The 24,543-nt window shown below is 64.2% G+C and carries 19 protein-coding genes; 12 read left to right on the top strand and 7 right to left on the bottom strand.

Going from position 1 to position 24,543, the window contains the following annotated elements; translation table 11 throughout:
- Positions 1-84: 84 nt before the first annotated feature.
- The 6 genes from ACE1EY_RS04370 to ACE1EY_RS04345 all read right to left on the bottom strand — a co-directional run bounded on the left by ACE1EY_RS04370 (position 85) and on the right by ACE1EY_RS04345 (position 8,722).
- Positions 85-681, bottom strand: a complete 597-nt coding sequence (locus ACE1EY_RS04370; protein ID WP_370299570.1) for an ATP-dependent Clp protease proteolytic subunit — start codon at positions 679-681, stop codon at positions 85-87.
- Between the two features lie 104 nt (positions 682-785).
- Entirely contained in the window at positions 786-1,535 is a 750-nt protein-coding gene (gene eutC, locus ACE1EY_RS04365; protein WP_370299569.1) for an ethanolamine ammonia-lyase subunit EutC, read from the bottom strand.
- On the bottom strand, positions 1,532-2,932 hold the full coding sequence (locus ACE1EY_RS04360) for an ethanolamine ammonia-lyase subunit EutB (RefSeq protein ID WP_370299568.1): 1,401 nt from the start codon (positions 2,930-2,932) through the stop codon (positions 1,532-1,534). Before ACE1EY_RS04360 ends, eutC begins: the two co-directional genes overlap by 4 nt.
- A gap of 60 nt (positions 2,933-2,992) precedes the next feature.
- The gene (locus ACE1EY_RS04355; protein ID WP_373928044.1) at positions 2,993-4,426 is read right to left on the bottom strand and encodes an efflux transporter outer membrane subunit; all 1,434 of its coding nucleotides are present in this window, start codon (positions 4,424-4,426) and stop codon (positions 2,993-2,995) included.
- On the bottom strand, positions 4,423-7,551 hold the full coding sequence (locus ACE1EY_RS04350; RefSeq protein ID WP_291515037.1) for an efflux RND transporter permease subunit: 3,129 nt from the start codon (positions 7,549-7,551) through the stop codon (positions 4,423-4,425). The genes ACE1EY_RS04355 and ACE1EY_RS04350 overlap by 4 nt, the downstream gene beginning before the upstream one ends.
- Before the next feature lie 4 nt (positions 7,552-7,555).
- Complete coding sequence (locus tag ACE1EY_RS04345) at positions 7,556-8,722, bottom strand: efflux RND transporter periplasmic adaptor subunit (protein WP_370299566.1); 1,167 nt, start codon at positions 8,720-8,722, stop codon at positions 7,556-7,558.
- 167 nt (positions 8,723-8,889) lie between these two features.
- On the opposite strand from ACE1EY_RS04345, the gene ACE1EY_RS04340 reads away from it, so the two are divergent.
- The 11 genes from ACE1EY_RS04340 to ACE1EY_RS04290 all read left to right on the top strand — a co-directional run bounded on the left by ACE1EY_RS04340 (position 8,890) and on the right by ACE1EY_RS04290 (position 22,299).
- The gene (locus tag ACE1EY_RS04340) at positions 8,890-9,495 is read left to right on the top strand and encodes a TetR/AcrR family transcriptional regulator (protein ID WP_370299565.1); all 606 of its coding nucleotides are present in this window, start codon (positions 8,890-8,892) and stop codon (positions 9,493-9,495) included.
- 245 nt (positions 9,496-9,740) lie between these two features.
- Positions 9,741-12,014 carry a TonB-dependent receptor gene (locus tag ACE1EY_RS04335; RefSeq protein ID WP_370299564.1) on the top strand — a complete coding sequence of 758 codons (2,274 nt, stop codon included), beginning with the start codon at positions 9,741-9,743 and terminating at the stop codon, positions 12,012-12,014.
- A 65-nt stretch (positions 12,015-12,079) separates the two neighbouring features.
- On the top strand, positions 12,080-12,760 hold the full coding sequence (locus tag ACE1EY_RS04330; protein WP_291515033.1) for a Fe2+-dependent dioxygenase: 681 nt from the start codon (positions 12,080-12,082) through the stop codon (positions 12,758-12,760).
- A gap of 4 nt (positions 12,761-12,764) precedes the next feature.
- The gene (locus ACE1EY_RS04325) at positions 12,765-13,421 is read left to right on the top strand and encodes a PepSY-associated TM helix domain-containing protein (RefSeq protein WP_291515032.1); all 657 of its coding nucleotides are present in this window, start codon (positions 12,765-12,767) and stop codon (positions 13,419-13,421) included.
- Positions 13,422-13,430: 9 nt separating this feature from the next.
- The gene (locus ACE1EY_RS04320) at positions 13,431-13,943 is read left to right on the top strand and encodes a DUF2271 domain-containing protein (RefSeq protein WP_291515031.1); all 513 of its coding nucleotides are present in this window, start codon (positions 13,431-13,433) and stop codon (positions 13,941-13,943) included.
- A gap of 25 nt (positions 13,944-13,968) precedes the next feature.
- A complete protein-coding gene (locus ACE1EY_RS04315; RefSeq protein WP_291515030.1) occupies positions 13,969-14,784 on the top strand; it encodes a DUF4198 domain-containing protein in 816 nt (271 codons plus the stop codon).
- Positions 14,785-14,793: 9 nt separating this feature from the next.
- Positions 14,794-16,356, top strand: a complete 1,563-nt coding sequence (locus tag ACE1EY_RS04310) for a sulfite reductase subunit alpha (RefSeq protein WP_370299563.1) — start codon at positions 14,794-14,796, stop codon at positions 16,354-16,356.
- Between the two features lie 104 nt (positions 16,357-16,460).
- Positions 16,461-17,801, top strand: a complete 1,341-nt coding sequence (gene gdhA / locus ACE1EY_RS04305; protein WP_291515028.1) for an NADP-specific glutamate dehydrogenase — start codon at positions 16,461-16,463, stop codon at positions 17,799-17,801.
- A 178-nt stretch (positions 17,802-17,979) separates the two neighbouring features.
- Positions 17,980-20,418: a TonB-dependent receptor gene (locus ACE1EY_RS04300; RefSeq protein WP_291515027.1), complete on the top strand. Its 2,439-nt coding sequence runs from the start codon at positions 17,980-17,982 to the stop codon at positions 20,416-20,418.
- A 1-nt stretch (position 20,419) separates the two neighbouring features.
- Complete coding sequence (locus ACE1EY_RS04295) at positions 20,420-21,394, top strand: nucleoside hydrolase (RefSeq protein WP_370299562.1); 975 nt, start codon at positions 20,420-20,422, stop codon at positions 21,392-21,394.
- A complete protein-coding gene (locus ACE1EY_RS04290; protein WP_373928043.1) occupies positions 21,391-22,299 on the top strand; it encodes a DUF547 domain-containing protein in 909 nt (302 codons plus the stop codon). The genes ACE1EY_RS04295 and ACE1EY_RS04290 overlap by 4 nt, the downstream gene beginning before the upstream one ends.
- On the opposite strand, the gene ACE1EY_RS04285 is transcribed toward ACE1EY_RS04290, so the two are convergent.
- Positions 22,296-23,330, bottom strand: a complete 1,035-nt coding sequence (locus ACE1EY_RS04285) for a phosphotransferase (RefSeq protein WP_291515024.1) — start codon at positions 23,328-23,330, stop codon at positions 22,296-22,298. The two genes, ACE1EY_RS04290 and ACE1EY_RS04285, sit on opposite strands and share 4 nt — an antisense overlap.
- A gap of 174 nt (positions 23,331-23,504) precedes the next feature.
- Between ACE1EY_RS04285 and ACE1EY_RS04280 the strand changes: the two genes are divergently transcribed.
- Positions 23,505-24,407 (top strand): bile acid:sodium symporter family protein, encoded by a 903-nt coding sequence (locus ACE1EY_RS04280; RefSeq protein ID WP_373928042.1) that lies wholly within the window; start codon positions 23,505-23,507, stop codon positions 24,405-24,407.
- Positions 24,408-24,543: the final 136 nt, after the last annotated feature.

Below are 24,543 nucleotides of genomic sequence, written 5' to 3'. Positions count from 1 at the left end.
GATCTATTCCCGCCGCCAAGTTGCCGCACGAAAACCGGCTCCGTCTTGGTGGTGTGAATAGATCAGTGTTTCATTAATGAAACACTAATCCAGTTCGCCGATGGTCTGGATGACCTTGTCGACGATCCCGTAGGCCGTTGCTTCCTTCGGGCTCATCCAGAAATCTCGCTCCATATCGAGCAGGACCTTGTCGTAGTCCTGGCCGGTGGCATCGGACACGGTCCGCGCAATGCGCTCACGGGTCTTGATGATTTCTTTGGCCTGGATGGCGATATCCGCAGCCGGCCCGCCAGCACCGCCACCGGGCTGATGGATCATGAACCGGGTATTGGGCAGGCAGAGCCGGCGTTCCTTCGGCGCAGCCAGGAAAATGTGCGTTCCTGCGCTGGCAACCCAGCCGCTGCCAATGGTCGTGACCGGCGAACGGATGAACTTGATCATGTCGTGAATCGCGTCGCCCGACTCGACATGGCCGCCCGGTGACGAGATCAGCATCCGGATCGGCGCCACCTTGTCGTGATCCATCGCCAGCAACTGCCGGCAGATGATTGCGGCCGTCTTATCGTTGATGCCGCCGAACACCAATACGAACCGTGCGTCGAACAGCAGCTTGCCTTCGAGCTTGAACACCTGGTTCAGCGCAGACGTTTCCGGTTCCGATTCCAGTCTCAGGTCATCCATCGTGCGTTATGTCCTTGATCGAATGAGTGTGCCGACCCGCAGGATCGAGCAATCAGGGCCGAGAGGATCGGACGAAACGCCGCCGGAGGCAATGGCCGTCGCATTCACGGCAGCCGGGCAGCCACGTCGACACCACTACGCTGTTCGCTCAGGCTGCGGCGGATCAGCCGGGTCAGCAGATCAATCGCATCAGTCACGGGCAAGCCTTCCGGCCGGATATTGGACACGCAATACCGCTGCGCATCGGTGCGCCCCACCGCGGGCGCGTAGGTGAGATACGCGCCTAGGCTATCGGGGGCGCTCAGGCCCGGCCGCTCGCCAATGAGGCTTAGCGCGACACGCGCCGCAAGACACTCCCCGGCCTCATCCGCCAACGCCACACGTGCCTGCCGGGCAACGACAATCGGTGCGATGGACAGGTCCGTCAATGTGTCGCGCAAGCCGCAGACAACGGCAAGGGCATGACGCTGCACGGCGACCGCGGATAGCCCATCGGACACGACGATGACCAGATCCGTATCTGGCAGCGCGGCGGCGCATAGCCGCTGACGCGACCCGGCATCGAGCCGCCGGCCCCAGTCGGGCCGTGCAAGATACGCGGCCCGGTTCTCCGCCTGGCTGGCAACTGGCAGCACATTCAAATCCTGCGCCCTGCATTGAGTGGCCAGCGCGGCCACGTCCAGCTCCGCGTGGACGGCATCGCGTGCCAGTGCATGCGCCTGGTTAAATGCGAGGACCGACGCACTGGGCAGGCTCACGCCGCTGCGGCCCAGCGCGATACGCGCTGGCGTGCGCTCGCGCAGGCGCCGCAGGTCGTCGGCGGCAGCAAGATTCGTGTCAGGCAATCTGCTCATGCCAAACCCCGGGCCACATGGTCGACCAGCTGGGCTGGCAATGCCCCCCCATCGGCATGCAGCCGCCCGTGTTCATCGCTGAGTTGCATGCGCTGCAACCAGTGCTCGAACTCGGGCGCCGGCCGCAGGCCCATGGCCTCGCGCACATACAGGGCATCGTGAAAACTCGTGCTCTGGTAGCCAAGCATCACATCATCGGCACCCGGCACGCCCATGACGTAGTTGACCCCAGCCACACCCAGGGCCGTGAGCAAGGTGTCCATGTCGTCCTGGTCCGCCTCGGCATGGTTGGTGTAGCAGACATCCACCCCCATCGGCAGACCCAACAACTTGCCGCAGAAATGGTCTTCCAGACCTGCGCGGATGATCTGCTTGCCGTCATACAGATATTCCGGGCCGATGAACCCGACCACGGAATTGACCAGCAGCGGCCCGAACTCGCGCGCAACCGCATAAGCCCGCGCTTCACAGGTCTGCTGGTCCACACCGTGATGCGCGCCGGCCGACAGCGCGCTGCCCTGCCCGGTCTCGAAGTAAAGAACGTTGCTGCCCACCGTGCCACGCTCCAGCGACCGCCCGGCCGCCTGCGCCTCGCGCAGCAAGGCCAGGTCTATGCCGAAGCTGCGATTGGCCTGTTCGGTGCCGGCGATGGACTGGAAGATCAGGTCCACCGGCGCCCCGGCTTCGATGGCTGCGAGCTGCTGTGTGACATGCGCCAGCACGCAGGACTGCGTCGGGATATCGAACCGGGCGATCAGGCTGTCCAGCGCCTGCCAGATAGCCATCAGCGTCGCCGGATTGTCGCCGGCCGGATTCACGCCGATACAGGCATCACCAGCGCCCAGCAGCAAGCCATCCAGCGTGCTGGCGGCAATGCCCGGCAGGGCATCGGTGGGGTGGTTCGGCTGCAGCCGAACCGAAAAGCGGCCGGACAAGCCCAGCGTATTGCGAAACGCCGTCACCACACGGATCCGGCTGGCGACGAGGATCAAATCCTGATTGCGCATGAGTTTGCTCACCGCCGCCACCATTTCGGGCGTGAGTCCGCGGGCGATCGCGGTCAACTGGTCCGGGCCGCGCGCCAGCAGCCAGTCGCGAAATTCCCCGACCGTCAAACCGGCCACCGGCGCGAACGCCGCGGCGTCGTGGGAGTCGACAATCAGGCGGGTGACTTCGTCCTGCTCGTAGGGAATCAGCGGCATGGCGACAAAGTCGGCCAGCGAAACATCGGCCAGCACGGTTTGCGCGGCAACACGCTCGGCCATGGAGCCGGCGGCCAGCCCCGCCAGCGCATCACCCGACCGCGCGGGCGATGCCTTGGCCATAACCTCTTTCAGATCCCTGAACTGGTACGTCTGGTGACCGATCGGACACCGGTAAATAGGCGATGCACTCACAGCTGGACCCTGAAAACGCTTGGCCCGCAGCTTATCAGCCACCCACCTGCCATCTTGCGTTCAGGACCAGCTGCCTCCCATGACCTTGTACAGCGTCACCAGATTGGACTGCCGCGACAGCCGCGTATTGATCAGCTGCTGCTGGGCGGCATACAGCGAGCGCTGCGCGTCGAGCAGGTTCAGATAACTGTCGATGCCGCTGCGATAACGGGCATCAGACAGCTCCTGGGCCCGGGCCGCTGCATCGGTGAGCGCCTGGCGGGCGGCGAGTTGGTCGTCAATCGTTTGCCGCAAGGCCAAGGCGTCGGCTGCTTCCTTGAAGGCCACCTGCACGGCCTGCTCGTACTGCGCCAGGGCGATCTGTTGATCGGCCTCTGCGACGGCTACACCGGCCTTGGCCGCCCCAGCATTGAAGATCGGAATACTGATCTGCGGTGCGAATGACCACGTGCCCGTGCCGGCGTCGAACAGAGTCGACAGGTCACTGCTGGCCGTGCCGGCAAAACCGGTGAGCGAGATGCTTGGAAAGCGCGCCGCACGGGCAACGCCGATATTGGCATTCGACGCAATCAGCTGATGCTCGGCCGCCACCACGTCCGGACGGTTCAGTAACACCTCGGATGACACGCCGGCAGGCAACTCGGCCAGCGCATCCACCGGCGCCATGTCATCTGCGGTCGGTTTCAGGGTTTGCGGAATCGGCACACCGACGAGCAGCTGCAGGGCATTGCGGTCCTGCTGCACCTGGCTGGTGAACGCCGCCACATCCGCCCGGGCGGATTCGACAATCGTCCGTGCCTGGGCCACCGCCAGCGCGGAGGCGACCCCGGCTTCGTAGCTGCGCTCGGTCAGCTTGAAGGATTGGGTCTGGCTTTCCAGCGTGTCGCGAGCCAAGGCCAGCAGGGCTTCGTCTGCGGCCAGTTGCAGCCAGGCACTGGCGACTTCCGACACCAGCGACAGCTCGGCGCTGCGTCGCGCGGCCTCCTGCGAAAGGTACGCCTCCAGAGCCTGCGCCTTGAGGTTGGCCACCCGGCCAAACAGGTCGAGTTCATAGGCCGTCAGGCCTACCCCAACCGAATACTGACGCGAAATGTAATCCTGCCCCCCTCCACTGCCGCCGCTGCCGGCCGGCGACAACGATGACGGAATGCGTTGCACCGACCCGGAGGCCGTCGCATCGAGGGATGGGTAAACCTCGGCGCCTCGAACGCGATACAACGCCCGTGCCCGCTGCACATTCAGCGTCGCCAGTCGCGCGCTCGGGCTGTTATCCAACGCCAGCTCGATAACGGCCTGCAAGCGCGGGTCCAGAAAGAAATCGCGCCATGCCAGCGGCTCGGCAGGCTCGGCGGTTGCGGCGACCCGGTCGCTCCACTGCTCGGCGGCAGTCGCCGCCGGTCGCTGGTACTCGGGGGCCAGGTTCGCGCAGCCGGCGAGCAGCCCCGGCACGATGGCCGCCAGCGCGAGCGCCTTGAACTGTTGTTTGCTCATCATTGGGCCTCCGACGCGGGGCTGGTCTCGGTGACGGGTGACTGCCCAAACAGGCGGTTCACCACCACGAAAAAGACTGGCGTGAAGAAGATGCCCAGCAGGGTCGCCGTCGCCATCCCGCCAAACACGGCGGTGCCGATGGCGTTCTGGCTGGCTGAACCCGCGCCGGACGCCAGCGCTAGCGGAAGCACGCCGAGCATGAAGGCCATCGACGTCATGATGATCGGGCGCAAACGCATGCGGACGGCCTCCATGGTGGCCTCCAGCAAGCTCATGCCGCTGTCGTACAGATCACGCGCGAACTCGACAATCAGAATCGCGTTCTTGGCCGACAACCCGATTGTCGTCAGCAAGCCCACCTGGAAATAAACATCATTCGACAGCCCGCGCAGCCCGGCGGCCGCCAGCGCGCCGATGACGCCCAGGGGCACCACCAGCATCACGGCGAACGGAATCGTCCAGCTCTCGTAGAGCGCCGCCAGGCAAAGGAATACGACCAGCATTGATAAGGCGTACAAGGCCGGCGCCTGCGACCCTGACAGCCGCTCCTGATAGCTCAGGCCGGTCCATTCGTAACCGATGCCATCCGGCATGCCCGCCATCAGCTCCTCCACAATCGCCATGGCCTCACCGGAGCTCACGCCCGCCGCTCCGGCGCCCAGCAACTCCACCGAGGAATTGCCGTTGTAGCGCTCCAGCCGCGGCGACCCGAAGATCCAGCGCGTCGACGAAAACGTGCTCAGCGGCACCATGTCGTCAGAGGCGTTGCGCACGTGAAACTGGCCGATGTCCTCCGGGAGCATCCGGAACTCGGCATCAGCCTGCACGTAGACGCGTTTGACGCGGGTGCCGTCAACAAAATCGTTGACGTACTGACCACCCAGCAAGGCCGACATCGCCGCATTGACCTGATCCATCGACAGGCCCAGCGCTCCTGCCTTGGCAGCGTCGATGTCGATCTTGAATTGCGGCGTGTCGTCGAGCCCGTTCGCGCGCACTTCCGTCAGCTCGGACCGTTGATGAGCCAGCTCGAGGAACCGGTTGCGCGCATCCATCAGGGCTTCGTGACCGACGCCGCCCAGGTCGAGCAGCTGTACGTCAAAGCCCGCCGCTGTGCCCAACCCGCGAATAGGAGGTGGCACGAGCACGAAGACACTGGCGTCGCGAATCTGGCCCAGGGCCTGGTTCGCCTGGGCGGCGATGGCCTGCGCGCTGTGGGCCTGGCCGGGCCGTTCGGACCAATCGTTCAGCCGAACAAAGGCCATGCCCGCATTCTGTCCGGCACCGGCGAAGCTGAACCCTGCGATGGTGAAGATGTGCTCCACGTCCTCCTGCGAGTTGAAGTATTCCTGAATCTGCCGCATCACCGCTTCGGTGCGCTGCAGAGTCGCCCCCGGCGGGAGTTGAACCATGGTGATCACCGAACCCTGATCCTCGTTCGGCAGGAACGAGGTGGGCATGCGCGCGAACAGCAAGGCCATTACGCCGGCGATCACGAGATAGATCAGCATCATCCGGCCGCCACGATGGATCAGCTTGCCGACCCAGCCTTGGTAGCCACCGGCCGCCTGATCGAAACGGCGGTTAAACCAGCCGAAGAAGCCCTTGCGGGTTTGATGGCCTGGCTTCGGTGCCTTGAGCAACGTGGCGCATAGCGCCGGCGACAAGGTCAGCGCAACCACGACGGACAAGGCCATGGCCGAGACGATCGTGATGGAGAACTGGCGGTAGATGGCCCCGGTTGCGCCGCCGAAAAACGCCATGGGCACAAACACGGCAGACAACACCAGCGCAATGCCGATCAAGGCCCCGGTGATCTGATCCATTGACTTGCGTGTTGCCTCCAGCGGCGAGAGGCCATCCTCCTCCATCACGCGTTCGACGTTCTCCACGACAACGATGGCGTCATCCACCAGCAAACCGATGGCGAGCACCATGCCGAACATCGTCAGCGTGTTAATCGAATAACCAAAGGCGGCCAAAACGGCGAAGGTGCCCAGCAGCACAACCGGCACCGCGATAGTCGGAATGAAGGTGGCCCGGAGATTCCCCAGAAACAGATACATCACGAGGAACACGAGAATGACCGCCTCGACGAGCGTATGGACCACGCCCTCGATCGACACCTCGACAAACGGCGTCGAGTCGTAAGGCACGGTGACCTTGACGCCCTGCGGGAAGAATTCAGCCAGATCGTCAAGACGCGCTCGCACATCTTCGGCCGTGGCCAAGGCATTTGCGCCGGTCGCCAAACTAATGCCAATGCCGGCAGAAGCCTGGCCGTTGAGTTCCACCTTGACGCTGTACAACTCGGAGCCGAGTTCCACCCGTGCGACGTCGCCCAGCGTGAGCAGCGATCCATCCGGCAACACGCGTAACACGATGTCGCGAAACTCCTGCTCGGTGCTCAGGCGCGTTTGCGCCGTGATGGTCGCATTGAGCTGCTGTCCGCGCACGGCAGGCAGCCCCCCGAGTTCGCCCACCGAGACCTGCGCGTTCTGTGATGCGATGGCGGCCGTGATGTCGCTGATAGCCAGGTTGTAGCTGGTCATCAGGTTCGGATCGACCCAGATTCGCATCGCCGCCTGGGCGCCGAGCAACTGCGTACGCCCGACGCCATCCACCCGGCTCAGCGGCTCCAGCATGTTGGACGCGATGTAGTCAGCCAGCTCGTTCCAGCTGTGTTCGCCGGATTCGCTGATTAGCGCGGCGACCATCAAGAATCCGCCCGTGGACTTGGTGACACTGATGCCCTGCCGCTGCACGGCCTCTGGCAGTAATGGCGTGGCAAGCTGCAATTTGTTCTGCACCTGAACCTGGGCAATGTCGGGATCGGTACCCGGCTCGAAGGTCAAGGTGATCTGCGCACGGCCGAAAGAACTGCTGTTCGAAGCCATGTACAGCAAGCCGTCCAGCCCGGTCATGTTCTGCTCGATCACTTGGGTGACGGCATTCTCGATGGTCTGGGCCGAAGCACCTGGGTAGTTGGCGTTGATCTCCACCGTCGGCGGAGCGATCTGCGGATACTGCTCGATCGCCAGCGTTCGGATCGCCAGCGCCCCCGCCAACATGATGACCAGGGCGATCACCCAGGCGAAGATCGGACGATCGATAAAGAAGCGTGCCATCGGTTTACTCCACCGCCATGGCGGTTTGCTCGACGTCGACCCGCACCGGATTGACCGTGGCTCCCGGCCGCGCCCGTTGCAGGCCATCGACGATTACGCGGTCGCCGGCCGACAGACCCGAGGTGACGACCCAGTGGTTGCGCACCGCGCGCTCGGTCACGACGTCGCGTCGCTCCACCGTGTTGTCTGCCTTCACGACCAACGCACTGGCCTGGCCACGCGCATCACGGGTGATGCTCTGCTGCGGCACCAACAAGCCTTCGTCGTCGACGGCTTGTTCCAGCACAGCCTTGACATACATGCCGGGTAACAAGACCTGATCCGGATTCGGGAAAATCGCCCGCAGCTTCACCGTTCCAGTGCTCTCCTCAACCGCAACACCGCGGAAGGACAGCCGCCCTGCGTGGTCGTAGACGCTGCCGTCTTCCAGATGCAGCACGACATCAACGGTGCGCTGATCCGGATCTGCCGCCGCGGAAAACCGCCGGCGCAGTTCCAGCAAATCCCGGCTCGGCTGGGTGATGTCCACATAAATCGGATCGAGCTGACGCACCGTGGTCAGCGGACTCGCCTGATCTCGGGTCACCAGTGCTCCAGGGGTGAATTCGGACGTCGCCACCTTGCCCGCGATGGGCGCTTCGATATGGGTGTAGTCCAGATTGATGCGCGCCGAGGTGACCGCAGCCCTGGCTTCCGCCACCGCCGCCTCAGCTTCTTTCAACGCGACCTGGGCATCGTCGTTCTCCTGCTGCGACACCGCTTCGATCTTTGCCAAACCGGCATAACGCTTGGCAAGAACCGCCGCCGAATCGCGCGTGGCCTCAGCGCGTGCCAGCGACGCAGAGGCGCTGGCGTGAGCCGCTTCGTAGGGTGCGGCATCAATGGTGTAAAGCACTTGCCCGGCGTCGACCTGCGCACCCTCTTCGAATAGCCGTTCCTGGATGATGCCGGTGATCTGAGGACGCACCTGCGACACCTTGTAAGCGCGCGTACGGCCCGGCAGCGTCGCCACCACGGGCACCGGCTGAGTCTTCAGATGAACCACGCCGACCTCTTGTGGTGGCGGTGCCGCCTGACCGTCCACGCTGTCCTCGCAGGCCACCAGACACGTGGCCACGAGCAGGGGAAGAATCACTGCCCGCATTCCATGGGTATTGCGTTGATTCGACATGTCGGTTGCCCTGATGAGTTGGCGGCTTTGCAGCGCGCGAGCTCGGAGGATCGGGGTGACAGATCCGTTCCGAGTGCTAGAATGAACGTTCATTCTAATTGACCGGCTGGTCAGTCGGCAACCACCAACGCATCATTCGTGACAGCGAATGAGGAGTCAGACCATCCATGAGTGGGGCAGAACTAAGCTGCGACGTCGATCCGGCGGACGCGCGGCGCGACCAGATACTCGATGCCGCAGCCGAGTGTTTCAGCAAGAAGGGGTTTCATGCCGCCAGCATGTCGACGATTTCGAAGACGGCGGGCATGAGCGTGGGCCACATCTACCACTACTTCCAGAACAAGGAAGCCATCATCGCTGCCCTGGTTGTGCGCAACTGCGAGCAGCTGCATGACGTGCTCAATGACTTTCATGCACAGGGCGATTTCGTCGACGCTCTACTGGACGATCTTCCGAAAGGCTTGGACCGGACGTCCAACCGCGGCGACTCCGCACTCAAACTGGAATTCATCGCGGAGAGCGCGCGTAACGATGAAATCTCCTGCGTGCTCCACGCGGCAGACACCTCGGCCCGCCAGCGTCTAAGCGACGGCCTGGGGGTATCGCTGCGCGCTCGTGGACGATCCGACGATGAAATCGATACCAAGGTGATGCTGATCAGCGCCCTGTTCACCGGACTCGCTGCAAAAGCAGTCCAGGGCATCGACATCCGGACCGAGGCCTACGCCAAGCTTGTCCGGCGCGCCATCGAAGCGATTCTGTTCGACGACTGAAGTCGGTCCCACCCCAGTCGTCTGCGCTGCCCGCCGCGGCGTCTGACCACTGCGCGCGGCCTGCAAAGTTCCACCGTGGTTCGTAGTTCCCTCCATCCGGCATTGATTATCTAATTGCGAATCATTATCGTTCGCTCCTGCGATAGTAAATAATCCGAGCCCACGCGACCGGCAATCGGGCTGCCTGACCACGGCGGCCCGCTCCTGCACATGGACGTGACCGGTTCTTATCCGAAGGAGCACGCATGACATTCCGCCGAACGGCCATCGCCGCCGCCATTCTGACGACCTACGCCGTTCCCGCCGTCAGCCGTGAAGACGTCCAGCAGCCCCCTACAGAGGCGGACGACGTACAGGTCCTCTCCCCGGTCGATATCGAGGGCAAGAAGGTCGACGGCTACAAGGCAGAATCGGCGCAGTCTCCGAAGTTCACCGCGCCGTTGCTGGATACGCCGAGATCCTTCACCGTGATCAGCGAGGATCTGCTCCGCGACACCGCCGCCGACTCGCTGCAAGACGCGCTGCGGCAAGTCCCTGGCATCACCTTCCTGGCGGGCGAAGGCGGCCAGCCCATCGCCGACCGACCGGTGATACGCGGCATCAATTCCACCGCGAACTTGTTCGTCGATGGCGTGCGTGACATCGGTTCGCAAACCCGCCGCGTGTTCGATATCGAGTCGGTGGAGATACTCAAGGGCACCGATTCGGTCTACGCAGGACGCGGCGGCGGCGGCGGTAGCGTCAATCTGGTTTCCAAGACCGCTGGCGGGGAGGATTTCCAGCGCGGCGCGGTGACCATCGGCACCGCCGATACGTTGCGTGCCACGGTCGATGGCAACTGGATGGTGTCCGACACCGCGGCGTTTCGCGTCGGGGTGCTGGGCGAGAAAGCGGGGGTTCCCGGGCGCGACAGCGTGGTGGAATCCGACGCCGTGGGCGTATCGCCGTCATTGGCATTCGGGCTGGGGTCGCAGACACGCATGACCCTGGACTACTACAACGTGCGCGAGAGCGGCATTCCGGACTACAGCATCCCCTACGACCTCGCCTCCGGTGAGCCGGTGACCGAAACGCTGGGCATCGACGAGGAGAACTTCTACGGTCTGCTCAACCGAGACTTTCTCGAGGGTGAAACCGACATCGCCACCGCCATCGTCCACCACGAACTGACCCCTAACCTGCGGCTGCGCAATCTGACCCGCTGGGGCAAATCCACCAACTCCTATGTCGTCACCAACCCCGACGATTCCCGTGGCAATGTCGAGGACGGCTTCGTCTACCGCAGCAGCAAGAACCGCTGGAGCCAGACCAAGACCCTGGCCAACCAGACCGATCTCAGCGGCGTGGCGGTCGCCGGCCGGTTCGAACACAGCTACAACATCGGCCTGGAATTCATCCGCGAGAACAAGGAGCAGGACGGCTACAACGTCGTCAGCGCCGCTTCGGCATTTGGCTCCGACTGTTCCAGCACCGAAGTCGACCCGGCCAGCGGGATGACCTTTGGCGAACTGCTGCGCGCCAATGGCGATTGCACCAGCCTCGCCAGCCCGACGCCGGCTGACGCCTGGATGGGTACGGTGACGCGGCGCAACACGCCGACCGTCTACGAAACTGACGCCACGGCGATCTATGCATTCGATACGGTCAAGTTGTCTGACCACTGGCAGGTCAGCGCCGGACTGCGCTGGGATCGCTATGAAACCGAAGCAACCAGCGCATCCGATCCAACCCTCAATGCCTACGCCGACGACACGTTCATCAATTATCAGCTGGGCGCGGTGTTCAAGCCGGTTGCCAATGGCTCGATCTATGTGTCCTACGGCACGCAGACCACCCCAGCCACCCTGGGCACCGGCGACGAGGACACCCCGCAGCCGGACTCCCCTGCCGATTGCACCCGGCGTTGCCGGCGCGACAACACCCAACTTGATCCGGAGGAGTCGGTCAACATCGAACTGGGCACCAAGTGGGATTTGTTCGACGAGCGGCTGCGCGTCACTGCGGCGATCTTCGACATCACCCGTGAAAACGCCAGCATCGAGGTCTCGGCAGGCGTCTTCGAGCAGGTTGGCGAAACCCGGGTGACCGGCGCCGAGATCGGCTTCGCCGGCGGCATTACCGAACGCTGGCACCTGTTCGGCGGCTACTCCTACCTGGACTCCGAACTGGTTCGCAGCGGTTTCGAGGACACTGCCGAAGGCCAGCAGCTCACCAACACGCCCGAGCATAGCGTGTCGCTGCTCACCAACTACGACCTGACCGAACGGCTCACCATCGGCGGCGGTGCCAACTACGTCAGCGAAGTCTTCGGCAGCGTGACCTCAGACCCTCGGAAGACAGTTCCGGCTTACTGGCGCTACGACGCCATGGCGGCCTGGGAGATTCTCGACGCGGTGGAAGTGCAGCTCAACGTGCAAAACCTCACCGACGAGGTCTACTACACCAAAGCCTATGCGTCACACTACGCAGCCAAGGGTCCGGGGCGGCAGGTGCTGCTGACCACGCACTTTTCGTTCTAGGCGCCTCAACAGACCTTCACGCAACGCGCGGCCTGCCTTCGGGTGGGCCGCGTCCTGTACTGACCATGCTGATCACCATTCCCGACGTTCTTGATACCGCCACCCTCACCCACTGCCGCAACAGGCTGGCGTCGGCCGAGTGGGTGGATGGGAATGTGACTTCGGGCCACCAATCGGCGCGCGCGAAACGCAATCGGCAACTCCCCGAAGACTCGGCCGCAGCGCGCGAGGTAGGCGGCATCATCCTCCAGGCGCTGTCCGCCAATACCCGCTTCATCGCGGCAGCCCTGCCCCAGCATGTGTTCCCCCCGCTATTCAATGGCTACGGCATCGGGGAGCGTTTCGGCACCCATATCGATAACGCCGTGCGCCAGCATGCCGCCTCGGGCACCCGCATCCGCACTGATCTGTCCGCCACGCTGTTCTTTGCCGACCCCGGCAGCTACGACGGCGGCGAGCTGGTCGTCGAAGACACCTTCGGCTCGCATTCGGTGAAGCTGCCGGCCGGCCATTTGGTGCTGTATCCGTCGAGCAGCCGGCATCACGTCACCGAAGTCACGCGCGGCGAGCGTGTGGCGTCATTCTTCTGGATCCAGAGCATGGTGCGCGACGACGGCCAGCGCCAGCTGCTGTGGGATCTGGATCAGGCGATTCAGCAGGTCTCGGTGGATCGCCCCGATGCACCATCCGTAGTGCAACTCACCGGCGTGTACCACAACCTGCTGCGGCGCTGGGCCGACGTCTAGACCCATGCCCGATCCAATCCACCAACCGCTGGATGACACCGCAGCCCGCCAACGCCGCCGCGGCGCCTGGCTGCATCACGTCACTCAGTGGCATTGGATGAGTTCCGCTGTCTGCCTCGTGGGCCTGCTGCTGTTCGCGGTGACCGGCATCACGCTCAACCACGCGGGGCAGATCGAGGCCACGCCGCATACCCTCACGCATCAAGCCGATCTACGGCCCGCCACCATCGAAGGGCTGCGGGGCCGGGCGACTCAAACCGAGGCCGGTCCGCTTCCGGCGACCGTGCGCCGCGAACTGGAAGCACGGTGGAATCTGCGCCTGCCGGCAACCGACGCCGAATGGACCCCCGACGAAATCTATCTCGACCTCCCCCGCCCCGGTGGAGATGGCTGGCTGGCCATCGATCTGCACTCGGGTGAGGCCCTGTACGAACAGACAAACCGCGGCTGGATCGCCTATTTCAACGACCTGCACAAGGGCCGCGACACCGGCGCCGTGTGGCGCTGGTTTATCGACGTATTCGCCGCCGCCTGTGTCGTGTTTTCCGCCACCGGTGTGGTGCTGCTGTTGCTGCACGGCAACCGCCGCCGAATGACCTGGCCCACGGTCGGTCTCGGGTTGGTACTGCCACTGCTCATCGCCCTGCTGTTCATCCACTGACAACCGCTCATGAAACATTGCCTGTACGCCCTGATCCTCAGCAGCCTTTGCGCCGTGGCCGCCGCGGCCGACCTCAAAGCCACCGTGGAGTTACCGCAACTGGATGTTGCCGAGTACCACCGCCCATACGTGGCGACCTGGATCGAGAACGACCGCCGCGAGGTCGTCGCGAATCTTGCCGTCTGGTACGACGTACGCATGGACGGCGAAGAAGGCGAAAAATGGCTGAAAGACCTCCGCCAGTGGTGGCGCCGAGCCGGGCGCAGCCTGGACATGCCGGTGGACGGTGTCAGCGCGGCGACGCGCCCGCCCGGCACCCACAGCATGCAGTTTCGTGGTGACCGTGGCTTGATCGCCGGCTTGCCGCCCGGCCGGTACACGCTGGTGGTCGAAGCCGCCCGCGAGGTGGGTGGACGCGAAGTGCTGCAGCTGCCGTTCGACTGGCCACCGACCGCCACTGTGACCGACCAGGCCGAGGGCGAGCGCGAGCTCGGCTCCGTCCGCTTGGAGCTTCTGCCCTGATCCGCCTCACCAAGGACCCCGCACCATGACCTACCGACTGTTCACGCTAACCCTCGCCCTGCTCCTGCCGCTGGCGGCACAGGCGCATCGCGTCTGGATTCTGCCGGACGCCACGCTGCTCTCCGGAGATGACCCCTGGGTCACCTTCGATGCCGCGGTGTCCAATGACATCTTCTACACCGACCACCACCCCTATGCGCTGGATCGTATCGAGGCGATCGGTCCGACCGGCGAGCCCGTACCGCTGCAGAACCCGTCCACCGGCAAGTACCGGTCAGTGTTTGATCTGCATCTGGAGAGCGAAGGCACCTACCGCGTCCAGTCCGCCAGCGGCGGGTTAAGCGCGCGCTGGGAAGAGGATGGCGAACCGCGTGGCTGGCCACGGCGCGGCGGCCAGTACAGCGCCGAAGGCTTTGCCGAAAACGTGCCTAACTCCGCGGAAAACCTGGAAGTGCGGCAGTTTTCGCGACGGGTGGAAACCTTCGTCACCGCCGGCGCGCCCACCCGCGAGGTCCTCAAGCCCAGCGGCAAGGGCCTGGAACTGGTGCCCACGACACACCCGAATGATTTGTACGCTGGCGAGACCGCCGCGTTTCAGCTCCTAATCGACGGGCTGCCGGCGGCAGGCGCCGAGGTGGAGGTCATCCCTGCCGGCATGCGGTACCGCAACACCCAGGATGAGATCACGCTCAAAAGCGACGACCAGGGCCAGATCCGCATCACCTGGCCCGCGGCCGGCCGCTACTGGGTCGGTGCGGAGTACAGCGATGATCAGGCCAAGGCACCCGCCACCATCCGCGCCGGCAGCTATGTCGCGGTCTTCGAGGTACTGCCGCAGTAGCCGATACTGATGCGCCCCACCACTTGGGTGCAGATCGGTCTGGGGCTTGCGCTGGCGCTGGTCGCAGCCGGTTTCGCGGCCCTGACTCCGGAGCTAAGCGAAACGCAGCCACCTGCGCCGCATCGTGTATTGCTCGGCATGCTGGTCATCACGGGCTATATCGCGATCAGCGCATGGCTGCTGAAGCGATCGAAACCGCGCATGGCGCCGTCTGGGTCATCGCCTGAGCGGCTGGTCTGCTACGCCAGCCAGACCGGGGCGGCCGAAGCGATCGCGCGGCAGTCCGCCGCGGCATTGGACTGTGCCTGCGTCTCGCTGGAGGCTGTCACGGCCGCTCAGCTACGCCATGCCTCGACTGCGTTGTTCATCGTCAGCACCACGGGCGATGGCGACGCTCCAGACCCGGCCCGTGGTTTCGTCACCGGCCTGCTATCCGAAACGCTCGCTCTGCACGGCCTTCGCTCCGGCGTGCTGGCCCTGGGCGATCGCCGCTACGACCGCTACTGCGCGTTCGGCCACATCGTGGACCGTTGGTTGGCGGCGCAGGATGCACGTGCCCTGCATGCGCCCATCGAAATGGACAACGGTGATCCGGCGGCCCTGGCAGCCTGGCGCGCGACGTTGCAGCGGCTGGGCGCCGACGCCCAGGCGGTGCAGACAGACCACGGAACCACCTGGCGGATCGAATCGGTGATTCCGCTGAACCCTGACAGCCCTGGCAACCTCGCCTGTCTCGTCCGCCTGCGGCCCGAGGGCGAGCTACCGAATTGGGCGGCGGGTGATCTGGTGGACCTGCGCCCTTGCAACGGACGCACGATCATCGACGCCTGGATGGCACAGGCGGGCATTGTGGCGAACGAGCAGGACACACCCGCCTGGCGCCAGCGACTGGCCGATCGCAGGCTGGAACCGCTAGCAGCCCTGCGCCAACCATTGACGCCCGCCGCCGCCGCGACCCGGCTCGAGCCCCTACCCTGGCGCAGCTACTCCATCGCCTCGATGCCGTCAGATGGCGCGATCGAACTGGTGGTCCGGCAGATGTTCGATCCGGACGGAGCCCTGGGTCCGGGCTCTGCCTGGCTGACGCGAGATGCGCGCCCCGGCGACAAAACCCAACTACGGCTGCGGAACAACCCTGGCTTCCACCTCCCCGAAACCAATCAGCCACTGCTGCTCATCGGCAACGGCACCGGCATCGCAGGTCTGCGCGCGCTGCTCAAGGCACGCATCGAGCGTGGACAGCACCGAAACTGGCTGGTCTACGGTGAACGCTCGCCAACCGCTGATCGCTGGTTCGGCGCCGAACTGGATGCCTGGAAGGCTGCCGGATATCTACGCCGCCTGGATCTCTGTTTCTCCCGCGGCGGTGAGCCTTCGGGCTATGTTCAGGATCAGCTGGAGCAGGCCGCCGACGACGTCCGGCGCTGGATCGACGATGGTGCCTGCATCATGGTCTGCGGCAGCCAGGCCGGCATGTCTCAGGGTGTGCACGCAGCATTGACCCGCATCCTCGGCGAAGGTCAGCTGAACGCCGTGACCGAGGAGCACCGCTATCGGCGCGACGTCTACTAATCCCGCTCCCAATTGATGACAGGGTTGGCACCTGCGCCCAATTCGACAGGGTAAGCTCGAACGCATCGGACCAGACAGACTTCCATGGGGAGAAAGGAGAGACGATGGCTACCGATCTTCAGCGTTTCATGACGGGACTCAAGCGGCGCAATCCAGGCGAGAGAGAATTTCACCAGGCAGTCGAGGAAGTCGCGGCCGACCTGATCCCGTTCATCCAGGCCAATCCGAAGTATCACCAACTGCAGATTCTCGAACGGCTCACCGAACCGGATCGGATCATCAGTTTCCGCGTGTGCTGGCAGGACGATGAGGGCAACGTCCGCACTAACCGCGGGTTTCGCGTCCAGCACAACAACGCCATCGGCCCATACAAGGGCGGGTTGCGCTTCCACAAGAGCGTCAACCGCTCGATTCTGAAGTTTCTGGCGTTTGAACAAACATTCAAAAACAGCCTGACCGGCCTGCCCATGGGTGGTGCCAAGGGCGGCTCTGACTTCAATCCCAAGGGCAAGAGCGAGCACGAGATCATGCGCTTCTGCCAGGCGTTCATGACTGAATTGTTCCGACATATCGGGCCGTACACCGATGTACCGGCCGGCGATATCGGTGTGGGCGCCCGCGAGGTCAGCTACCTGTTCGGACAATACAAGCGCATCGCCAACGAGTTCACCGGCACCATTACGGGCAAGGGTCTGGCCTTCGGCGGCAGTCTGATCCGCACCGAAGCCACGGGCTACGGGGCGGTCTACTTGCTGGAGAACATGCTGCGAACCCAGGACCAGGGGCTAGAAGGCAAGCGTGCCGTCATCTCGGGCTCCGGCAACGTCGCGACTCACGCAGCGGAAAAGCTGGTGGACCTGGGCGCCAAGGTCATCACCCTCAGCGACTCCAGTGGCTTTGTCTACGACAAGACGGGCTTCACCCGCGAGAAGATCGACTGGGTGAAGGAGCTGAAGGACAAGCGGCGTGGTCGCATCAAGGAATACGCCGACGAATTTGGCGCCGAGTATCACGAAGGCGCCCGCCCCTGGGGCGTGCCCGCCGAACTCGCCCTGCCCTGTGCCACGCAGAACGAGCTGAACGGCGAGGAGGCCAAATCCCTGGTCGCGAACGGCTGTATCGCCGTGTCGGAGGGTGCCAACATGCCGTCCACACTGGATGCGGTTCACGTCTTCCTGGACGCCGGCATACTCTACGGCCCCAGCAAGGCGGCGAACGCCGGTGGCGTGGCCGTCTCTGGCCTGGAGATGACCCAGAACTCCATGCGCCTGTCCTGGAGCAAGGAAGAACTGATCGAGCGCCTGCGCACCATCATGCACGGCATTCACGAGCAATGCGCCGAACACGGCCAGGTCGAGGGTGGACAGATCAACTACGTCAAAGGCGCCAATATCGCCGGATTCATCAAGGTTGCCGACGCGATGGCGGCCTATGGTGTGATCTAAGCCGCGCGGCAGGCGGTGCATCCGTCCGGCGCGTTCGTCCCGAATGCTTGAGGCAGGCCGGCAAAGAACCATCATCACGACGGTCTGAATCAACAGGGCCGCCCAGTCGCGGCGAGACCAACACCGGCCAGGGTGGCGCAACGCGGCCCCAGCCCAGCAAGACCCAGGGAGTCAGACCATGTACGGCACCGCCGAGTCTCGCAGCCATGGCGGTGCGCGCCGACGCATGTTTTGTGGCGCGGCCTGGCTCGCCCTGGCCGTCATCGGCGGGCTTGTCTGCGGCGCCGCTTGGGCGCAGGACGACAGCCGCAACAAAGCGCCGGAGGCACTGGCAACCATCCCCGTGCCACCGCTGGATAGCACCGATGCTGACCGCGACGACACCACCACGCCACTGGCACTGGAAGAACTGGTCGTCACCGCCTCGAAAACCGGCGATACGCTCTCGGAGACGCCGATCTCGGTGACGATCACGCCCGACATCGAGCTGCGAGAAACCGATATCACCGATGTCGAAACGCTGTCCGACCGCCTGCCCAATGCCCAGCTCGCGCTGACGCCCACCAACAGCTTCCTGTTTATCCGCGGTCTGGGAACCGGCAGTGTTCGCAGCGCCGAACAGTCGGTGGGGTTTTTCGTCGACGGCGTATTTCTGGGCCGGCCTCAGGTGGCCTTGTTCGACTTTCTGGATGTGTCACAGGTTGAAGTGTTGCGCGGGCCGCAAGGCGCCGTGCTGGGCAAAAACACGGTAGCAGGCGCAGTTAACGTGCAAACCGCCCCGGTCACCCGCTACACCGAAGGCTATGCCGAAGCTCTCACCGGTTCCGATGATCAATGGCGTGGCCGAGCCGCATTGTCCGCTGCGCTCAGCGACACGGTGGCCGCGCGCATTGCCGTCGCAAAAACGGACGAAGACGGCTATCTGTACAACACCACACAACAACGCGACGACCTCGCCCGCCCCGGTCAGGCCGGCCGCGCCAAGCTGCTGTGGACGCCCGGCGCCCGACAATCCTACGAAATCACTGTGCAGGCGGCCCGGATCGAGCAAAACGGCGACAGCTTCGAACTCAGCCAGGCCAGCGACCAGCTACTCGCGCTGTACCGCCGCTTCGATCCCGCAACCAGCACGGACATCACCGACAACCGCACCCATACCGACCACGCGCCGGCCGGCGGCCTGCTGGAAGGCGAAGACCTGTTCCTGCACGCAGACTGGGATCTGGACTTCGGTCTCCTGCGGCTGATCGCGGCGGCCTCCGGTCAGGACACCACCGCCGACCTGGATCTGGACATCAGTCCCGTGCCGTTTCTCACGCTGCCCTCCAACGAAACGTATCGCCAACGCAGCGTGGAACTCCGGCTGGACAAAGATCTGGGCTGGTCGGAACTCAGCGCCGGCCTGTACTACTTTCAGGCGGATCTCGATCTGCGTGTGGACATCGCCGCCTTTGCCAACGGCGTCGACGACCTGCTCGCCGACCTGCTCGATGGCAGCAGCGGCAGCGAACTGGGCTCGACGCTGTTCGGGCGCCTTGGAGAACTGCTGGCCGGACCAGGCGGCGCTCAGCTGGGTGCCGGCCGCAGCATTCACCAACTCATACAATCGCAACGCACCCTCTCCGGCTTCGGCTCGCTACGCTGGCCGTTGAGCGATACCTGGACCCTGCGCCTTGATGGACGGGTCACGCGAGAGACCAAGTCGGGCGATCAAAGCATCACGTTTGACGGCACCACCGGCCCGCTGCTCGGCGCGGCGCTCGGAGAGGAGGAATATGATCTTCAGGCGGAACGCTCCGAAACGGACTTTTCGCCCAGGCTGTCGCTGCTCACCGATTGGACGGACCGATTGAGCAGTTACATCACCGCCGCGCGCGGCTTCAAATCCGGCGGCTTCAACAACCTGGCGGCCGTGCCGGAGCGGGCGGAGTTTGATGAGGAGCGATCCCTGACCTACGAGGCCGGGCTGCGACTTGCGTCCTGGCATGGATTCAGCGGATCGCTGGGCCTGTTCCGAACCGACTTTGACAACCTGCAGATCGCCGCGCTGGACGGCACGGAGTTTTTCGTCGGCAATGCAGCCGAGGCGCATACCCAGGGCATCGAACTGGACCTGCGCTGGCAAAGTGGTTTCGGTTTGATGGCGGGCGCGCAACTGGGCTACCTCGACGCCAAGTACGACCGCTACACCAATGCACCGGCCCAGGCGGGGTCCGATGAAGGCAGCGATGACCCGAACGACGAAGGCGGCCAGGACTTGAGCGGCCGCGTGCTCCAACGCGCACCGGAGTATTCCGGCAGCCTGCAACTGGGCTTCATCGGTGCCTTGCCCTGGATGCACCTGCCCTTCGCCCTGGGTGTGGTCGCCGAAGGCGCAAGCCATCAGTTTCTGAACGTCGATCTCGACCCCATCGACAGCCAGCCCGGCTACCTGCGCTACAACGCGTTTGTGGGGCTTTCAGATGGCAGCGGCCGGCTGACGTTGCGCTTGATCGGACGCAACCTCACCGATGAAACCGTCCGCAGGGAAGCCGCCGACATCGCATTGGTCGGCGCCCATTCCGTCGGCGTGTACCCCCCGCGCCGGTTCGCCGCCGAACTCGGTTACCGTTTCTGACATGACCGAATCACGTCGCTCACTGGTCCGTGAACCCGCCGGGGCCGCCCGAGCCACGGAAACCCCAACAGGCAAGGCGATCTGGATCGACACCGACATCGTGTTCAACCGGTTTCCCGAGGATGTCGACGATGGGCTGGCATTGATGATGGCGCTGGACTCGCCAGCCGTTCGAATTCGCGGCATCAGCCTGAACCGGCGGGTGGACAACGGCGCGCGCGTCACCCGCCGCCTGCTGGGCCACTACGCGCGCTATGAGATCCCGGTCTACAAGGGCACCGACAATATCTTTGCCAGCTATGGGCACTGCACGGAAGCGGTGGACCGCCTGGCCGAGGCACTGCAACGAGAGCGCCTGACCATTGTGGCCATCGGCGCGGCCACTAATCTGGCGAATCTGCTGACGTTCTATCCCGAGCAGGCCGGCAACATCGACGAAATCGTGTTCTGTGCCGGGCGCAGCGCCGGTACCCGCTTTAACGCCGGCAGCAGCCGGGTCGGTCTGCCGGACGCAAACTTTGACAACGACCCGCGCTCGTTTCTGCGGGTGCTGGATGCGGGCATACCGATCACGCTGTCCGGATTCGAGGCGGCTTCGAGCGTGTGGCTGGATCGCCGGGACATCCTCCGCATCGCCCGCAATGGCCGGCCGGGCGATCGCTGGGTCGCGCGCCGGCTTCGCATGTGGCATGTCGCGTGGCGTCTGGGCTTGCGGCTGGATGGGTTTATCCCGTTCGATGCCTGCACCATCGGCCACGTCCTGTACCCGGAATGTTTCGACTACCACCGCGACATTCCCGTACAGATCAACCTGCGCGACAACGATGCCCGGCGCTGGCGCAAGGATCCGCAGAAGCAGTACCTGGAAGCGTCCTACGCGTTCGAATCGCCCTACCGCGTCGACTTTGCGTACGCCGCATCTCCTCGCTACAAGGACAAGCTCATGTATCACCTGCTCGGACAGGCGTCGTCATGATCCGGCCATCCAACCGATACCCCCGCGTGGCCGCCACACTGGTCGGCCTGGGCCTGTTTGCCGGCTGCAGCAGCGTGCCCATCGATCCGGCTCCGGCGCCACCGGTGATCAGCCACCAGCCATCGCCGCTGCCGCGGACCGCCACGGCCGATCAGGCGATGTTGGACAGCCTGCATCCCGTGGCCTTGTCGGCCAATTTTGTCGACCGCGTGATCCACGACCTCCCGGTGGAGGCTCACCTCGCCCGGTTTGCCGCGCTGGAGCCGGCATCACTCGACGCGCAGCTCGATACGCAAACCCGCCAGCTGGCGTTCTGGATCAACGTTTACAACGGGTATACGCAGTATTTTCTCAAAGCCGACCCCGGCCCTTACCTGGATAACCGGTCTGCCTATTTTGGCGCCGAGCAGATTCACATCGCCGGCGACCACGTCAGCCTGGAGGATATCGAACACGGCGTGCTGCGCCGCGGCGCGACGATTTATACGCTGGGCCATGTGCGGATGCTGTGGTGGCGCCGCGCTTTCATCCGCCGCTTCGCGGTGGAATCGGTCGACTACCGCCTGCATTTCGCGCTGAACTGCGGGGCGTTGAGTTGTCCGCCGGTGATGGCGTATCAGGCCGAACGACTGGATGAGCAGCTAGACGCAAACTCGCGTTTTTATCTGGGCAACGCAGTCGAGTACGACCGCGCTGCCAACGTGGTGCGTGTGCCGGCGCTCATGCGCTGGTTTTCGGCGGATTTCGGCGGCAGCGCCACCGCCAAGCGCAGCATTCTGCGACGCTATGGACTGCTTCCGGCGGCGACAAAGCCCAAACTGGCGTATCTGCCGTACGACTGGACCATGGCGATCGAGAACTACGCTGTGACGGTCGACCGGCCACCGTCCGAGGCGGGTCGCTAACCGCGCAGCAGCATCAGACGTGCCTGCTCCACCAGGGCCCGTTTTTGCTCGAGGTCGAGGGTCAGCGGAAGCTGCGCCAGGCCCAGCAATCGCCGCAGCAACTCCACGCCGGCGTACTGATCGCACAGCGAGCGGGAAAAGCGTTCCGCGCCCTGATAGCGCCTGAACAGCGAGTCGATCACCTCGTCGGGCTGTTGTGCCAGCAGCAAATGCGCCTGCAACACGCCGAGGTCGAACTCAGCCTCCCCGAAAAAGCAGAATTCCGTATCGATCACCTTCACGCCGCTGCCCGAAGTCAGAAAACTGCCCGGAAAGAAGTCGCCATGCAGCAGGGTGTCACCGTTCGCCCGGTACCGGGCGTCCAGCGCCCGAATCGCCGCCATCAGCGATTCATCCAGCACGCATTGCGCCCCAAGCTGCGCCAGCCCCGGTGTGATCGCATCCAGGTCAAAGCCATTGTTCGGGTCGAATGGGAACCGAAAAATGTGCTCTGCGTTCAGCGCACGCATCGTCGCGTTCTCGATGTAGAAGTCGCAGCGATCGCGATGAAAATGCCCGTGCAGTGCGGTCAGGTAATCCGCCAGATCCGTGAGCGTGCTGATGGCGATGACCCGATCGCCGGCATAAAGCGTGGACAGGTCGCCCGCCGGGCCCAGGTCTTCCAGCAATAGCAGATGCGAGACCGGGTCATGCGCCAGTAGCCGCGGGGAGCATTGCGCGATCGCGTCCAGTGAGGCCGTCTGCCGGTAGAACAATGCCTCGATGTCTGCGCGATCAGCCGGCGCAGGCACCGACGGAAATTTTTCTGCCCAGGGACGGGATTGCTTGACGACATGGCGCGTGCCGTCATCCAGTTCCACGCGGAGTGTCAGATTCATGTTGCCCTCCCCCGCTTTGCTCAGCGCGACGATGGTTCGCGCCGGCGCGACCCAGCCCTGTGCGTGCAGATACGCCTCCAGTCGGGACGGCTGCTCGGGGTCGAGGAAAAAAGCGTCGGGAAGCGTCTCGGCGAAGGTCTGGGCTAGCGTCATGGGGTGGAGCGGCTCCGGTGGCGGCAGCGTGGTGGTGTGGGTCGGCAGCCTACCCGAGGCGGCCGTGTTGGTAATCAGGACCGGGGCGGCGATCTGGCTTTACCGTGGCTGGCCGCTACCGGACGATTGCTGCAAGCTTGCGCCACACCCGTTGTCGGCACCTCGGCCGCCCCCATGCAGTTCGATCCCAGAAGCCTGCTTGCGCTCAACGTCATCATCGCCGTGATGATGTACGGTGCAGCGCTGTCGCTGAGGCCGCGTGATTTTGCGCGGATTCTTCGCAGCCCGGTCGCGCCCGCCATCGGCTTGCTGGCCCAGTTTGTCCTGCTGCCGGCGTTCACCTGTCTGGCCGTGTGGGCCGGCGATATTCCCGCCGAACTCGCCCTGGGCATGCTGCTCGTGGCCTGCTGTCCCGGTGGCAATTTTTCCAACATCCTCACGTGGCTGGGCCGCGGTAATGTGGCCACTTCGGTGAGCATGACGGCCGCATCCAGTCTGGCGGCCACCGTCGTCACGCCCCTGAATTTCGCGTTCTACGTCGCGCTAAATCCGAACACCCGTCCGCTGGTGCAAGCCCTTGCGCTGGATGGAATGCCGATGCTGGAGCTGCTGCTGTGGGTGCTCGCAGCGCCGCTGGTGCTGGGTATGGCAACAGCCCATCTGCGGCCTACCCTGGCGAAAACCCTGGAGCGGCCGATGCGCCTCGGCGCATTTGCGATTCTGCTGCTCTTCGTGGGGATCGCCTTTGTCACCAATGCCGAGGTGTTTCGCGACCATGCCGGTCGCATCGTGCCACTCGCTGCGGCGCACAATCTCGCGGCGCTATGCCTGGGCGCCGCGGCGGCCTATGCGGCGCGCCTGTCTGCCGCGGATTTTCGCGCGGTCACGATGGAAGTGGGCGTTCAGAACACCGGCCTGGGTCTGATCATCCTGTTCAACACGTTTCCTGATCAGGCGGTAACGATCTTGCTCACCGCGTTCTGGGGCGTTCCGCATCTGGTTACCGGGCTCGGGCTGGTGTGGTTCTGGTCTCGCCGGCCGGTGGTTGCGCCTGCCGGCAGCACGGATTCCGGCTGAGCAGCAGCGGACCAGTTCTCGGGCTTCATCCGGTGCAGGCCGGTATGCCGAAACCACAACCCGCCACGCTCGTGAAGCCAGGCCTTGGCGACCAGATAGGGCACCGGCTGTCCATCGAACAACGCGGGCGGCATAC

This window comes from Abyssibacter sp., assembly GCF_964229365.1.
Classification (GTDB): domain Bacteria; phylum Pseudomonadota; class Gammaproteobacteria; order Nevskiales; family OUC007; genus Abyssibacter.
The sequence above is the reverse complement of the archived record's forward strand: the minus strand, read 5'-3'. Positions and strand labels throughout refer to the sequence as shown.

What these genes read in the sequence shown, in the direction of transcription:
- ACE1EY_RS04335 (WP_370299564.1), top strand. Translation starts at nt 9,741, where the DNA reads ATGACATTCCGCCGAACGGCCATCGCCGCCGCCATTCTGACGACCTAC.
- ACE1EY_RS04285 (WP_291515024.1), bottom strand. Translation starts at nt 23,330, where the DNA reads ATGACGCTAGCCCAGACCTTCGCCGAGACGCTTCCCGACGCTTTTTTC.
- ACE1EY_RS04345 (WP_370299566.1), bottom strand. Translation starts at nt 8,722, where the DNA reads ATGTCGAATCAACGCAATACCCATGGAATGCGGGCAGTGATTCTTCCC.
- ACE1EY_RS04350 (WP_291515037.1), bottom strand. Translation starts at nt 7,551, where the DNA reads ATGGCACGCTTCTTTATCGATCGTCCGATCTTCGCCTGGGTGATCGCC.
- ACE1EY_RS04280 (WP_373928042.1), top strand. Translation starts at nt 23,505, where the DNA reads ATGCAGTTCGATCCCAGAAGCCTGCTTGCGCTCAACGTCATCATCGCC.
- eutC (WP_370299569.1), bottom strand. Translation starts at nt 1,535, where the DNA reads ATGAGCAGATTGCCTGACACGAATCTTGCTGCCGCCGACGACCTGCGG.
- ACE1EY_RS04330 (WP_291515033.1), top strand. Translation starts at nt 12,080, where the DNA reads ATGCTGATCACCATTCCCGACGTTCTTGATACCGCCACCCTCACCCAC.
- ACE1EY_RS04355 (WP_373928044.1), bottom strand. Translation starts at nt 4,426, where the DNA reads ATGATGAGCAAACAACAGTTCAAGGCGCTCGCGCTGGCGGCCATCGTG.
- ACE1EY_RS04310 (WP_370299563.1), top strand. Translation starts at nt 14,794, where the DNA reads ATGCGCCCCACCACTTGGGTGCAGATCGGTCTGGGGCTTGCGCTGGCG.
- ACE1EY_RS04340 (WP_370299565.1), top strand. Translation starts at nt 8,890, where the DNA reads ATGAGTGGGGCAGAACTAAGCTGCGACGTCGATCCGGCGGACGCGCGG.
- ACE1EY_RS04295 (WP_370299562.1), top strand. Translation starts at nt 20,420, where the DNA reads ATGACCGAATCACGTCGCTCACTGGTCCGTGAACCCGCCGGGGCCGCC.
- ACE1EY_RS04290 (WP_373928043.1), top strand. Translation starts at nt 21,391, where the DNA reads ATGATCCGGCCATCCAACCGATACCCCCGCGTGGCCGCCACACTGGTC.
- gdhA (WP_291515028.1), top strand. Translation starts at nt 16,461, where the DNA reads ATGGCTACCGATCTTCAGCGTTTCATGACGGGACTCAAGCGGCGCAAT.
- ACE1EY_RS04300 (WP_291515027.1), top strand. Translation starts at nt 17,980, where the DNA reads ATGTACGGCACCGCCGAGTCTCGCAGCCATGGCGGTGCGCGCCGACGC.
- ACE1EY_RS04325 (WP_291515032.1), top strand. Translation starts at nt 12,765, where the DNA reads ATGCCCGATCCAATCCACCAACCGCTGGATGACACCGCAGCCCGCCAA.
- ACE1EY_RS04320 (WP_291515031.1), top strand. Translation starts at nt 13,431, where the DNA reads ATGAAACATTGCCTGTACGCCCTGATCCTCAGCAGCCTTTGCGCCGTG.
- ACE1EY_RS04370 (WP_370299570.1), bottom strand. Translation starts at nt 681, where the DNA reads ATGGATGACCTGAGACTGGAATCGGAACCGGAAACGTCTGCGCTGAAC.
- ACE1EY_RS04315 (WP_291515030.1), top strand. Translation starts at nt 13,969, where the DNA reads ATGACCTACCGACTGTTCACGCTAACCCTCGCCCTGCTCCTGCCGCTG.